Raw genomic sequence first — 13,339 nt, 5'->3', positions numbered from 1 at the left:
TGACGGCTTTTCGTCTTGCGTCCGTCTGTCGGTTGCTCGCGACGCTGAATTAACGTTCTGTGTTGCGGTTGAATCGGGATGGTCGCTCATACGCGCAGTTCCTGTATTGCTGGGTTGCCGGCAGGCTTACGCTTGATCGGCGCAGCATCGGGCGTTGTCTGGAGGAAGCGAACGAGCTCAAACGGTCGCCAGCAGGAAAGCGTTTGAGTCTTTCGTTTCAATAGAGGCGCCAGGCTATCAGGTCGCTCTGTCCGTCTCTGTCAATTTGGCGACAATCGATCCGGTTCTTTTGTGATATCGATAGCGACGAGGGGGCCCCAATGCTCGAGCCGTCGGGTTCTCCTGATACAGCGTGGCCGGGACAGGGCATTGGAGCGACGGTTCGCTCCTGGCGTTTGAGCCGCCGAATTCAGGAATGTCGTCGAGCTGCTGAGTGTGCGCGGCCCGTCGAAAGCAGTGAGGACCGAATGCATGACGACAACAAGCTCACTACCTGTGATTCCGCTCGCTTCAGGAATCCGTTCGCGGTACGTGGAAAACGTCAACGGTCTGCGGGTACACGTCCTGGAAGCTGGATTCGAATTACCTGACAGGGCTTGCGTGCTGCTGTTGCATGGCTTTCCCGAATTGGCCTTCTGCTGGCGCAAGGTGATGATTCCCCTGGCCGAGGCTGGTTATCATGTGATTGCACCTGACCAACGGGGCTACGGGCGTACAAGCGGGTGGGATCCAGACTACGACGGCGATCTTGCTTCCTTTCGGCTAACGAACCTCGTTCGCGATGCGCTCGGCGTTGTTGCGGCGTTTGGCTACGATGCCGTCGATGCAGTAATCGGACACGATTTCGGCTCCGCAGTCGCCGCCTGGTGTGGGCTAATACGACCGGATGTATTCCGGTCCGTGGTCATGATGAGCGCGCCGTTCGCCGGCGCGCCTCGGCTTCCGTTCAATTCGGTAAATGAAGTTGCTGTTTCTCCACCGGAAGACCACGTTCATCGTGAACTCGCGGCCTTGCCGCGGCCGCGGAAGCACTATCAGTGGTACTATACGACGCGGGAAGCTGACAGTCACATGCGCCGTGCTCCGCAGGGAGTGCATGCGTTCTTGCGGGCTTACTATCACTACAAGAGCGCTGATTGGAAAGGCGAGGCGCCGTATCCGCTAAAGTCGTGGTCGGCGGCCGAGCTCGCAAACATGCCGACTTACTACATCATGGAGCGGGACAAGGATATGCCAGCTACCGTGGCGGAGCATATGCCGTCAGCAGCTGCAGTTGCCGCCAACCAATGGCTCCCGGATACTGATCTGTCGTTCTGCAGTGCAGAGTTTGCCCGCACTGGCTTTCAGGGGGGTCTGCAGTGGTATCGCTGTGCTCTCTCAAGCAGGGTCAATTCCGAACTGCAAATCTGGTCGGGTCGCAGTATTGACGTCCCGTCTCTCTTCGTTGCTGGCAAGCAGGATTGGGGCATCTATCAACACCCTGGAGCCTATGAATCGATGCTGGCCACGGTCTGTTCAAGAATGGCTGCCTGCCACTTGATCGATGGAGCTGGACACTGGGTGCAGCAGGAACAGCCGGCTGAGGTCGGCGGCCTGCTACAGGCATTTCTGCGCGACACGTTTGGGAACGGACGAGACCGCCGATAGCTCATCACCTCTGAGTGCTCGGAAGCGCTGGGACATAATGCCTTGTGATGACCTGCGGTCTGGTCACCGGGCTTTCGTAAAACTGGCAGCCAGTTCCGCTCGATTTGCGCAGCCGAATTTCTCGAGCACTCGGCTGATATGAGTTCGTACGGTGCCAAAACTAATGCCTAACACGCGAGCAATGTCACGGTCTGTACAGCCACGTGATACCAGTTCGGTGATCTCACGTTCCCGGGTGGTCAGGCCGTCGCTATGAGTGTGTCCCCGTAACAACGCGGACCGGATGAACGGTTCCAGGACGTCCAGCAGCACCTTTTCCCGTTCGTCGAAGTTTGTCTTTCCGCGCCGCCGCCAGATCCGGAAATCGCCCAGGTCGCGATTCCGTTGATCGAACATGTAGATATTGATGCCCCATTCGAGCGCATCGCGCTGCAGGTAGTCGTTATAGAATTCGGTCTTGATTAGCTCGCGCCGATCCAGGACCTCATCGACGATCGTGGCGCGCCGGGCCGCTCGCAAACGCGAGGTTATGGGATCATTGAACTGGTACCAATCATCGTAGAGCGATCGGATTTCCGGTGGGGCGCCCACGTAGATCGATTCACAGAATCGCTGCTTTGTCTCCTGCCAGATACAAGAGCAGCCGCCGTCAGCACGAAGGAGCTTGACGAGGTCGCTGAGTGCGGCCCGCCGAACGTCATCCTGAGCACTCAGCCGTTCCAGGCGGTGGACGATGTCAGCAAAGAGCTTCAGCTCGCTCGACGTGATGTCCCGGATATGTGGTGTCATACCCCAATCCTCCCCGGTGTGAATCTTATGCAAGGTGCGCGCCAAGTACAGCTCGGCAGCTGACACCCAATTCGCCGGCGGACAATGACGTCACACTGCCCCCGCCGGTGCAGGGTCGTGCGGCCAAACCACCATCGGCAATAATGCCGATGCCGCCCCGAATTCCAGATCGCTACAAGCTCAACAGCAAACAGGACCGGGGGACGATCCGCTCGAAGGTAGCATGGGCCGATTGGCAGTCAATCGAAGTACTTGCTTCGATCTGGGTACATCTGTCCTCGCTCCTGCCGGGAGATGGTCTGAGGCCCTCAGGATGGATAAGGCGAGATGGCTCCGAAAAGCTCTTCGCGAGCTTTTGGGGTGGGGCGGCTATTGAGCGCTACAGATTTAGTTGGCCGGATACGGAGAACCAGATGCACTATCTAACACTTTCAGAGCTGTCCATTTTGCTCAGGACGAAAGCCATCTCTCCGGTCGAGCTCGTCAAACACATGCTCAACCGGATCAATGCCCTTGATCCGCAGCTTGAGTCCTACGTGACGGTAACCGCGCAGCGCGCTCTGGAGCAGGCCGACCGCGCGGAGCGCGAGATCGGATCTGGACGGTGGCGTGGCCCTCTCCACGGTGTTCCGCTGGCTTACAAGGATATTTTCTACACGGATTTTGCCCTGACAACGGCAGGTACGGCGATACACAAGAGCTTTCAGCCGACCTACAGCGCGACTGCGGTGCGGCGGCTGGAGGCGGCGGGTGCTGTTTCGCTCGGAAAACTGAAAACGACGGAGCAGGCGTGGACAGAACATCATCCGACAGTCGCGGCGCCCAAAAACCCATGGGGTGCCGAGCTATATGCAGGCGCGTCCTCCAGCGGATCGGGCGTTGCCACGGCTGCCGGCCTGACTTTCGGTGCGCTCGGCTCTGACACCGGCGGTTCGATCCGTTTTCCCAGCGCGGTCAACGGCGTGACGGGTCTCAAGCCGACGTGGGGGCGTGTCAGCCGCCACGGCGTCTTCGAACTGGCTGCTTCCCTTGATCACGTCGGGCCAATGACGCGGTCGGCTGTCGATTGTGCGATCATGCTCGGAGCCATCGCCGGCGCGGATCCTGCCGATCCGACCGCTGTGCACGATTCAGTAGAAGATTACCAAGCGGCAGCCTTGCGGAGCGTTGCGGGGATGCGGATCGGACTGCCGCGTGCCTACGCGACCGAAGGCGTCGACCCTGGCATCGTGGCGGTGTGCCAGGCAGCGGCTAAGGTTTTCGAGGACCTTGGCGCGATTGTCGAAGAATTTTCATTCCCCGAATGGCGGAACGCTGCTTCGACTTGGCCGATTCTGTGTTCGTCCGAGACAGCGTTAACGCATGCGGCGACATATCCGTCGAAATCCGAGAGTTACGGATCAGCGCTATCGGCACTTATCGATCTGGGACGGAGCAGCACGGCAATGGATCTCGCGTCCGCGCACCATGCGCGTCTGGAATTTTTCGAGCCGTCTTCGCGCCAAGTTCAGTAACCTCGACGTCATTCTCGTCCCCGTGACCATCTGGCCGACCCCGACCACCGCCGCCACCGCCGACATTCTTCAGATGTCTCCCCTTGAGGATCTGCTCCGCTTCACCTGTGTCTTTGACAGCACGGGAAGTCCAACACTGACTCTACCCGGGGGCTTCGATGACCGGGGCGCACCGATGGCAATTCAGCTCATCGGAGCACACTTTGATGAGGCCGCCGTTCTACAGGCTGGTGCAGCGTTCCAACGAGCAACCGACTGGCATTCGAGGCACTCGAGGCACTTTCCGTAGTGATCTGACAGGTTTCAGCGGGTGAGTTGGATCGCCACACATGGCTAGTACGTTTGTTGCGGTGTTCGAGATCGCGAGCTTTGGCGCGATCATCGTCCTGGTCGTGCTGGGGCTCGGCATCATCGCCAGCATGATGGGCATCTTCAACTTCGCGCAGGGCGAGTTCGTGCTGCTCGGAGCCTACGTCACCTATTTGGCTTACGCCCACGGGGCGCCGGTCTGGGCCGGCATGGTTGCGGCGCCCCTCGTGGTCGGCGCGTTCGGCTTCGTGCTGGAAGCGCTCATCATCCGGCGCTTCTATGCGGCGCCGATCGTGGCGATGCTCGGCACCTATGCGCTCGGCCTGATCATCCGCGAGAGCGTGCGCGGCCTGATCGGCGGCTTCTATCTCACGGTGCCGGAGCCAATAGGCGGTTCGATCGACCTCGGCTCGGTCCACATCTCGGCCTGGCGCTTCACCATCATCTTGATCACGCTGCTGGTGATGGGTGGCTGCTATCTGCTGCTGGCACGCACCTCGTTCGGATTGCGCGTGCGCGCCACGCTGGAGAATCCGGCGCTTGCGCGCGCGTCTGGCATCTCCACGCCCCTGATCTACGGCGCGACGTTTGCGTTCGGCGCGGCGCTGGCCGGGCTTGCCGGCGCGCTGATCGTGCCGGTGTTCAGCCTGTTTGCCGATCTCGGCATCCGTTTCCTGATCCAGGGTTTCGTTGCCGTGATGGTCGGTGGAGTCGGATCCTTCATCGGCCCGGTCGCCGGCGCCGGCGTCATCGGCACGCTCAGCGCCGCGCTGCCATGGGTCATGTCGCCCGTCGTCGCCGACGTCCTCGTCTTTGTGCTCGCGATTGTGTTCATCAAGTTCCGGCCGCAAGGCCTCATTGCAGGGAAAGGGGTCTAATCACCATGTCGATTGAACGCACGAACCTGACGCGGCGCCGCTTCATGAGCAATTTCGCCTTCGCGACCGGAGCGATCGCGACCGGCGTCGGAAGCTGGGTGGTCCGGCCTGATTGGGCGAACGCTTTGGAAGGGCCCATCAAGGTTGGTATCGCCACCGATCTAACAGGACCGATCGCGTTCGCTGGCGTGGCCGACGCCAATGTCGCCAAGATGGTGATCAAGGAGATTAACGACAACGGAGGTCTCCTGGGGCGTCCGATTGAACTCTATTTCGAGGACACAGCATCGAACGAATCGATCGCAGTCGGAAACGTGAGAAAGCTGATTCAGCGGGATAAGGTTGACCTCGTCCTTGGGGGCGTCACGAGTTCGATGCGTAACGCGATCAAGGATCCGATCGTAGCGCGCGGCAAGACGCTCTACATCTATCCGGAGCTTTACGAGGGCAGGGAGTGCACGCCGTATCTGTTCTGCACTGGACCCACCCCAGCGCAGCAATGCGACGATCTGATCCCGTGGCTGATCAAAAACGGCGGAAAGAAATTCGCGCTGCCCGGATCCAACTATATCTATCCGCATACGATTAACGTCTACGCCCGAAAGTTGATCGAAGCCTATGGCGGCGAAGTCGTGTTCGACGAATATTACCCGCTCGATCAAGTGGACTTCAGTGCGACTGTCAATCGTATCATTTCCAACAAGGTCGACGTTGTGTTCAACACGATCATTCCGCCTGGAGTTGGCCCATTATTCAAGCAACTCAGTGAAGCCGGGTTTTTGAAGAACGGAGGTCGCCTTGCCTGCGTCTGGGCTGATGAGAACCTCTTGAATATAAGTCAGCCCCACGAGATCGAAGGTATGGCCAGCTGCCTTGACTATTTCAGGGCGGTCACCGCGAGCGATCCCGTGAGCGCGAAGATCCAGGCGACTTACGACAGGAGCTTTCCCGGCAAGATCCTGTTCGCCGCCGGAAGTGCTGCGACCGGAACCTGGCGCGGCCTCAAGCTGTGGGAGGCGGCGGTCAAGGAAGCCGGCAAGGTCGATCGCGAGTCGGTTGCGGCCACCCTCGACCATGCCAGGATTGCCGAAGGTCCCGGCGGGCCCGCCGAGATGGTGCCGGGCAAGCGTCACTGCAAGATGAACATGTACATCGCGGTCGCCAAAGGTGGGAACTATGAGATCGTGGCGCGCAGCAATGGTCTCGTCGACCCAAAGGAGTGCTGAGCAGTCGATGGGTGGAGCAAGAGAGGCTGTCGCACGCGTCGGTGAGGAACCGGATGTCGTGACGGGCAGGGGGGCACCGGCCGCAAGCGCGCCGGCAGGGAAGGCATCGGCAGGAGGGAAAGTCCTGACGATCGTGGAAGGGCTGGTGCTGTTGATCGCACTGGTGCTGCCATGGGTGCTGCAGGACTATTTGACGGTGTTCGCCACCCGCGTCGTGATCCTCGCGCTGTTTGCGCTGTCGTTCGACCTGGTATGGGGCTATGCCGGCATCATGAGCTTCGGCCAGGCGCTGTTCTTCGGCGCCGCCGGCTATGGCGTGGCGCTGATGGCGCGCGATCTCAACGTCACGTCGATCCTGCTGATCCTGCCTGCCGGCGCGCTGATCGGGCTCACCGCGTCGCTGCTGCTTGGCGGCTTCCTTCTGCTCGGGCGCTATCCCTCGAGCGTGATCTTCGTCTCGCTCGGCACGCTGACCGGCTCCTATGCCGCTGACCGGCTGGCGCGCGGCTGGTACTATCTCGGCGGCCAGAACGGCATTCCCTCGATCCCGCCACTCACGCTCGGCAGCTACGAGTTCGAGGAAGGGCCGATCTACTACTACATGGTGCTCGCCATCCTCGTGGTCGTCTATCTGCTCTGCCGCTTCCTGGTCCGCTCGCAATTCGGGCTGGCGCTGGCGGGCCTGCGCGAGAACGAGCAGCGCATCGCCTTCTTCGGCTACAAGGCGCAGCATCTGAAGGCGATCATCTTCGCGGTCGGCGGCACCATCGCCGGTCTTGCCGGCAGCCTCTATGCCTTCCACGAAGGATTCGTCTGGCCCAACATGCTGGGCGTCGTGTTCTCGACCCAGGTCGTGCTTTATGTGTTGTTCGGCGGCTCCGGCACGCTGATCGGCGCCGTGATCGGCACCGTGATCATCGAGGGCGTCTCGTTCTGGCTGTCAGACAATTACCGCGATGTCTGGCCGATCATCCTCGGCGTGCTGCTTTTGCTTGTGATCATGTTCCGCCCGCTCGGGCTGATCTCCTTCGTGCTCGGCGAGCGCGAGCGGGTCGGCAGGTTCGGCAAGGGACCCAACAAGGCCTCAAATAAGGAGACCGGCAATGCCGCTCCTTGAGGCCTCTGGGATCAGCAAGGTGTTCGGCAAGCTCACCGCGCTTGACGGTGCGGCGCTGACCGTCGGCGAGAACGAGTTTCACGGCCTGATCGGCCCGAACGGCTCGGGCAAGAGCACGCTGATGAAATGCGTCGCCGGTGCCGAGGTGCCGACCACGGGCAAGGTCTCCTTCATCAACACCGACATCACGGCGTTCACGCCGACCGAGCGTGCCCGCGCCGGCATGAGCCTGAAATTCCAGATCACCTCGGTGCTGCCGACGCTGACGCTGTACGACAACATCCTGCTGGCGCTGCAGGCGCAGTCCTCGCTGTTGGATCTCGTGCTGTCGCGCACCCGCAGCAAGCTGCACGATCAGGTGATGACGATGCTGACCCAGTTCCGGCTTGCCGATCGCGCGCATGATGCGGCAGCGGCACTGTCGCACGGCCAGCAGCAATGGCTCGAGATCGCGATGGCGCTGGCCGGCAAGCCGCGGCTGCTGCTGCTGGACGAGCCGACCGGCGGCATGAGCCTCGAGGAGCGCCGCGTCACCGGCGAATTGTTGCAGCCGATCAAGCAGCATTGCTCGCTCGTCATCGTCGAGCACGATCTCGATTTCATCCGCGACATCTGCGACCGCCTCACCGTGCTCGACCAGGGCAAGGTGCTGGCCTCGGGCACGGTCGCCGAAATCCAGGCCAACAAGAGCGTTCAGGAGATTTATCTTCGCCGTGCCTGACCAGTCCTTCCTCGATATAAGGCATCTCGATGCCGGTTATGGCCGCAGCCAGGTCCTGTTCGATGTCAACATCGGCATTCCCTGGCGCGGCGGCGTCGCCGTGCTCGGCCGCAACGGCGCCGGCAAGACCACGCTGATGAAGACCATCGTCGGCGAACTCGCGAGCTCGCAGGGCGAACTGTTCTTCGACGGCCGCGATATCACCCGCCGCCGCACCGAGGAGCGGGTACGCTCCGGCATCGGCTATGTGCCGCAGGAGCATTCAGTGTTCGCGCGGCTTTCGGTGCGCGACAATCTCGCGGTCGGTTCGCTGTCCAATTCGGATGCCAGCGCGGTCGACCGGGTGCTCGCGATCTTCCCGAAGCTCGGCCAGCGGCTCGACCAGCCGGCCGGCACGCTGTCCGGTGGCGAGCGCAAGATGCTGGCAATCGGCCGCGCCATGCTCGGCAATCCGAAACTGCTGCTGCTGGACGAGCCGACCGAAGGGGTCTGGATCGGCGTGATCGAGGAGATCACCGAGCGGCTGATCGAGCTCGCCAAGGAGATCTCGGTCGTGATCGTCGAGCAGCATCTCGACCTCGCGCTGCGCGTCGCCGATTACGCCTATGTGCTGGACCGCGGCCGCGTCGCACTGCAGGGAGAGGCGGGGAAGGTACGCAACGATCCGGAATTGCTGCGCTATCTTGCTCCATGACGGAAACTTGGGCCAGACGAGCCATGCCACGAGCAGGCGAATGGAAGCGAAACTCAGATGATTTCGGCCATCCGTTTCAGCTTGTTGATATTCCTTAGCTCAATACGACGGTAGGTCAAACGAACGAGGTCCTTGCTCTCCAATTGTTTCAGAACCTTGTTAACCGTTTGACGAGACGCTCCGGTTAGAAGTGCGAGTGCTGCTTGCGTTATCGAAACATGCAGTGCGCCGTCTGGCGCGACATGCGCAACCTCAAGCAGGCGTAACGCGACCCGGTTCGGTGGATCAGCAAGTACAGCATTCGCCATATGGGCGCTCATCATCCGGAGGCGGCTCGACAGCAGCCTGAGCAAAGCGTCGTCGAAGACGCGATACGTCTCGCGAAGCTTGGAAAATGCCGCGGAACTTAAAACCTGAATTTTGACGTCATCAAGCGCCTCAGCGGTTTGCGGCATGCGTTCTCCGTCGATCAGGCTACTGGCGCCCAAACACTCTCCTGGACCGAGTAAAGCGTAGATCATCTCGAGACCATCAACCCGCATCGTGGATATTCGGACGGTCCCTCGGAGGACCCGGTACATCTCCCCACGTTCATCGCCATACTGGAAAATGAGCTGACCAGCCGGAATACTTCGAATAGCACACTGATCACGAAAACTGCGGCTCACGGTTTCAGGCAACCATCGTAACAGGTCATTGCGCACGCCGGGCACAGCGACCGACTCGCACCGATCTGTCGCTTTCACGATGTTACTCGGTCGTTTCATGCGCGATATCCGGCTGAGCGCTACGTTTGTGTGACCGCAGCCTGGCCATTGCATGGCCGAGGGCAGTGGTCGACGAACTGTTGTATGCCGGTTCACAGTCCTACAACGCGTTATGCCTCCGTACGAGTGCAAAGCGACGCTATCCCCAAAACGGTAGTGTATATTCGAGCGGTGTGGCCGCGGGAGGTGACGCTTCGACGCTATCGCAAGATTGTCGTTGGGGCCAAGGCTGCATGCATTGACGGGGCCAACTTGCCTTCCGGAATTGACGGTATCAAGAATGGCACACAGTCCGAGATCGCGCGGAGGTGACTTGGCGAGATGCTGGTTTCGCTAATGTAGGGCGCTATCATCCCGCAGCCTCGGTTACAGAAACACCCAGCTGATGGGACGCCCGTTATAATCGAAATGTTTGAAGTGCCGCGCGACCGTCTATTTTCGTTCGACGCGGCCACCAAACTCCTTGCGTCAAATCAGGCGGTCGATGCGCCTCAGAGGTTGCAGCGCGCTATCAGCAAATGCTGCTACTCCAATCTTAAACGCAACGTGAGTGAGCTCCAGATGCAAATTTCTTAGAGCTCAATTCGGATCTCTTGCAGATGGCGCAAAGGTAGTAATTTTCGAAATCTTTCCGTTGCGATCGACGGTGATCTGGTCACCTCCGCGAGCAAACTCCTTGCCATCGGCCTGAATGATAACCCAAGTTAATAAAGCCACATTGTGGTGCGAAGAGACGCCGCCTATTTCAAAATGGCCCTCCCGGGAACCTTTCATGAAACGTGGCCATATCTTCAATGACTTGCGCTCGACCGGTGCACAAATCATGTCTGACAGTTTGATATTCAATGTTCTCACTCAAAGTTTCGGTGGCGATTTTCAAGCGCTGCTCAATCGAAGTTGTATTCCACGCGCTTAGATATTTCTCGTATAGTTTCCAGGCTTCTTGATTGGTCATAACTGATCCTCCTCCTTTCGCCGGATCCGGAGCTGCTTGCTCAGAAACCGAGATCAATAAACTTACCAGACTCATTAAGATGGTTGCCCTATGCAAATTGTGCTCCCGAGCCGGCGCGCCGCCATCGGAGTCAAAGCAGAGGTGATTCAACATCACAACGGCTGGATCGTCGTCTCCAGTCAGGAAGGTGTCGATCGCGACAGGTGACAATGAGACCACTTATCTCTCCTTTGACAGGGCACCGGGGGCAGGTGCGCCCGTCAATTGGTAGCGTGTCGATGTGTCAGAAACTCAGTATCGAACGCCGGTCACGATCCTGCTGCCGCCACCGCGTCACGATCGATCTGCGCCGTCCGGGGTAGCGCTCCTCCGATATCGTCCTCAGGTGCAAACGATCAACGCGGAAGTCACGTGGCTGACCCGTCGATTAGATCGCCGAACCGCTCCCAATGCGTGCCGCTCCACCTTTGAAGTTGCATTTGTCGTATCGGACGGAAATCTTTCGGGTCGGTGTTGACCATAATGCCGGGAAGCAAGCACGAGAGTGCTAAATTGCGAATGTTCGTTGCCTCCTTCATGATGTTCTCACGCGAAAAATTCCCGTCGCACTGCTTGAGAACATGGAGCGCGGTCTCGGCGACGCTGTAGGCGAAAACATAGTTCGAATCACCCAAATCCGCGTTCGGCATATACTGCTTCATAAACCTGCGAAATGCGCTCATGCCGGGGTCATCCTTCCAGGCGGGATCACCGTTGTCCTTCAGATAGCCGGTAGAAACGACGCCTACTGCCTTCTCGGGTCCCACAGGATTGATCACAGCCGCAACAGAAATCCCTGTATTGGTGATCAACGTCAACGGCTTCCAGTTCAGTTCATAGATCTTCTTGATCGCCTGGGCCACGAATTTGGGCGTTGCCGTGATCACTAGAACATCGGCTCCAGAGGCGTGCAATGAGACGATCTGACTCTCGACGGTGGGATCGCTCGATTCGTACGTTGCCATTCGGGCTACCTTCTTATCGAAGTTGCCTCCCCATACCGACCTTAATCCTGCAACGTAATCCTTCCCGGCATCCTCCGATGAGTACAGCATGGCGACCCGTCCGTTCGGTCTCTCAACATCAATATACCGCGCGTAAATTGATGCCTCGGTACGGAAAGTAGGCTGCCACCCAATTGACCACGGAAGCGCATCCGGTTGGCTCCATCTGTCCACACCGGCCCCGACGAACAACTGCGGGACCTTTCGTTGATTCATGTATCGCTGAACGGCCAACTGCGGAGCACTGCCGATCCCGTTGAGTATGAACGCTACTTCATCGCTCTCGACGAGGCGCCGTGTTTGCTCGACCGTCTTGGGCGGACTGTAGGCATCATCGAGCGAGATGAAGTTTATTTTGCGCCCTGAAATGCCGCCGTTGTCGTTTACCTGCCGGAAGTATGCGTTCAATGCCTGGCCGATCACGCCGAACGCAGATGCAGGACCACTGTAGGGCGCCGTGTTACCGATCTTGAGTTCGGTCAACGTAACGCCGGGCGTCTCCGAAGCCGACGCACGTCTATTGACTCCAAGAGCAGTAGCCGCTGCAAGCAAGAGTAGAGTGCGTCGATCCATGGCGTTTCTCCCTTTCGATTTCTTTTTCGTTCCAACTCACGTCGCGTGCGATCGCGCGGCTCACGCACTACCGCGGTAACCCGACTGCTGAAGTACCGGAAAGGCCTGACCCGGCGGTCCGTACCTTTGCGTTGTGCCCCTGGGGGTCTCGGCCTACCTGAAGTCGCTCCGCAGCCGAGAAATACTCCATGCTCGGTTCTCTCGATCAAGGCAGCAACTGTCGGGATGTCATCTATCGAGCCGACGCCCTGTCCGGCGCTCAGAATGTCGCGCCAGCGCTTGTGGTCAGATAGCAACTCCGCAAGACTGGCCCCCGGCTTGTCACTGCCAACCGGCTTGTCCGGAAGCGTTTGTCTCAGCCAGTTGGCCCCAAGCCCATCGATTTCAGAAGAGTATACGACGTCCCGGATATCGGATTCGATTACCAGCTGCTTCATACGCTCGGATGCGATGCTCTCCTTGGTGTTTACGAAGCGGGTGCCGATGTATCCGAGGTCCGCGCCAGCAGCTATCGCTCCCGCAAGCGAATGACCGTTCCCGATGCAGCCGGACAGGATAAGCGCCTTATCGCCCAGGAGGGGTTTCAATTCGCCGATGAAGGCGAACGGATTATACGTGCCCGAATGCCCCCCGGCGCCCGCACACACAGCGATGATCCCATCCACATTCGCGTCGAGCGCCTTCTTTGCGTGCCGTACGTTTATCGCATCGTGAAAGACAAGACCCCCGTAAGAGTGCACGGCATCCGTCGCTTCTCGCGTTATCCCGATGGCGCTGATCAAAATAGGCACTTGGTACTTAACGGTTAGCGCGATGTCTTCCGCCATGCGCTTATGCGTGTGATGGACCGCGAACTGTATCGCCCAGGGCGCATCAGCGTTCGTAAGGCGCGACCGGATATCCTTCAGCCACGCCTCGCATCCCTCCGAGGTGCGCTGATTGAGGCTTGGAAAGCTTCCTACCAATCCGGCCCGGCTGGTCGCGACCACCAGGTCGACGCCAGAGACCAGGAACATAGGCGAAGCTATGGCGGGGAGTCGCAAGCGACCCTTCAAAGCGGGGGGCAGCATCCAAGACCTTCTCTGCTCGTTGCCACTCGACTGGTA

Annotated in this window: 14 protein-coding genes; 8 read left to right on the top strand and 6 right to left on the bottom strand. The window is 59.4% G+C overall.

Annotated features, from left to right (window positions below; all coding sequences use genetic code 11):
- Window positions 1-471: 471 nt before the first annotated feature.
- Entirely contained in the window at window positions 472-1,647 is a 1,176-nt protein-coding gene (locus ACVWW1_RS13850; RefSeq protein WP_456656178.1) for an alpha/beta fold hydrolase, read from the top strand.
- 63 nt (window positions 1,648-1,710) lie between these two features.
- On the opposite strand, the gene ACVWW1_RS13845 is transcribed toward ACVWW1_RS13850, so the two are convergent.
- Window positions 1,711-2,436 carry a helix-turn-helix transcriptional regulator gene (locus ACVWW1_RS13845; protein ID WP_074125299.1) on the bottom strand — a complete coding sequence of 242 codons (726 nt, stop codon included), beginning with the start codon at window positions 2,434-2,436 and terminating at the stop codon, window positions 1,711-1,713.
- Between the two features lie 143 nt (window positions 2,437-2,579).
- Between ACVWW1_RS13845 and ACVWW1_RS13840 the strand changes: the two genes are divergently transcribed.
- From ACVWW1_RS13840 to ACVWW1_RS13810, 7 genes are read left to right on the top strand one after another with little or no spacing between them, the layout of a single operon-like run.
- The gene (locus tag ACVWW1_RS13840) at window positions 2,580-3,950 is read left to right on the top strand and encodes an amidase (protein ID WP_456656177.1); all 1,371 of its coding nucleotides are present in this window, start codon (window positions 2,580-2,582) and stop codon (window positions 3,948-3,950) included.
- On the top strand, window positions 3,904-4,239 hold the full coding sequence (locus ACVWW1_RS13835; protein WP_456656176.1) for an amidase family protein: 336 nt from the start codon (window positions 3,904-3,906) through the stop codon (window positions 4,237-4,239). Before ACVWW1_RS13840 ends, ACVWW1_RS13835 begins: the two co-directional genes overlap by 47 nt.
- 40 nt (window positions 4,240-4,279) lie before the next feature.
- Window positions 4,280-5,137: a branched-chain amino acid ABC transporter permease gene (locus tag ACVWW1_RS13830; protein ID WP_456656175.1), complete on the top strand. Its 858-nt coding sequence runs from the start codon at window positions 4,280-4,282 to the stop codon at window positions 5,135-5,137.
- 5 nt (window positions 5,138-5,142) lie between these two features.
- On the top strand, window positions 5,143-6,363 hold the full coding sequence (locus tag ACVWW1_RS13825; RefSeq protein WP_456656671.1) for a substrate-binding protein: 1,221 nt from the start codon (window positions 5,143-5,145) through the stop codon (window positions 6,361-6,363).
- Window positions 6,335-7,480, top strand: a complete 1,146-nt coding sequence (locus ACVWW1_RS13820) for a branched-chain amino acid ABC transporter permease (RefSeq protein ID WP_456656174.1) — start codon at window positions 6,335-6,337, stop codon at window positions 7,478-7,480. The genes ACVWW1_RS13825 and ACVWW1_RS13820 overlap by 29 nt, the downstream gene beginning before the upstream one ends.
- Complete coding sequence (locus tag ACVWW1_RS13815) at window positions 7,467-8,201, top strand: ABC transporter ATP-binding protein (protein WP_456656173.1); 735 nt, start codon at window positions 7,467-7,469, stop codon at window positions 8,199-8,201. Before ACVWW1_RS13820 ends, ACVWW1_RS13815 begins: the two co-directional genes overlap by 14 nt.
- Window positions 8,194-8,895, top strand: coding sequence for a branched-chain amino acid ABC transporter ATP-binding protein (locus tag ACVWW1_RS13810; protein WP_456656172.1), 702 nt, complete (start codon window positions 8,194-8,196; stop codon window positions 8,893-8,895). The genes ACVWW1_RS13815 and ACVWW1_RS13810 overlap by 8 nt, the downstream gene beginning before the upstream one ends.
- A 53-nt stretch (window positions 8,896-8,948) precedes the next feature.
- Here ACVWW1_RS13810 and ACVWW1_RS13805 read toward each other — a convergent pair whose 3' ends face one another.
- From ACVWW1_RS13805 to ACVWW1_RS13785, 5 genes are all read right to left on the bottom strand, one after another.
- On the bottom strand, window positions 8,949-9,662 hold the full coding sequence (locus ACVWW1_RS13805) for a Crp/Fnr family transcriptional regulator (RefSeq protein ID WP_456656171.1): 714 nt from the start codon (window positions 9,660-9,662) through the stop codon (window positions 8,949-8,951).
- 579 nt (window positions 9,663-10,241) lie between these two features.
- The gene (locus tag ACVWW1_RS13800; RefSeq protein ID WP_456656170.1) at window positions 10,242-10,436 is read right to left on the bottom strand and encodes a hypothetical protein; all 195 of its coding nucleotides are present in this window, start codon (window positions 10,434-10,436) and stop codon (window positions 10,242-10,244) included.
- The gene (locus ACVWW1_RS13795) at window positions 10,408-10,836 is read right to left on the bottom strand and encodes a hypothetical protein (RefSeq protein ID WP_456656169.1); all 429 of its coding nucleotides are present in this window, start codon (window positions 10,834-10,836) and stop codon (window positions 10,408-10,410) included. Before ACVWW1_RS13795 ends, ACVWW1_RS13800 begins: the two co-directional genes overlap by 29 nt.
- 188 nt (window positions 10,837-11,024) lie before the next feature.
- On the bottom strand, window positions 11,025-12,143 hold the full coding sequence (locus ACVWW1_RS13790) for an ABC transporter substrate-binding protein (RefSeq protein WP_456656168.1): 1,119 nt from the start codon (window positions 12,141-12,143) through the stop codon (window positions 11,025-11,027).
- A complete protein-coding gene (locus ACVWW1_RS13785; protein WP_456656167.1) occupies window positions 12,140-13,249 on the bottom strand; it encodes an NAD(P)H-dependent flavin oxidoreductase in 1,110 nt (369 codons plus the stop codon). Before ACVWW1_RS13785 ends, ACVWW1_RS13790 begins: the two co-directional genes overlap by 4 nt.
- Window positions 13,250-13,339 lie beyond the last annotated feature (90 nt).

The sequence above is a fragment of the Bradyrhizobium sp. JR3.5 genome, assembly GCF_054057015.1.
The sequence above is the reverse complement of the archived record's forward strand: the minus strand, read 5'-3'. Positions and strand labels throughout refer to the sequence as shown.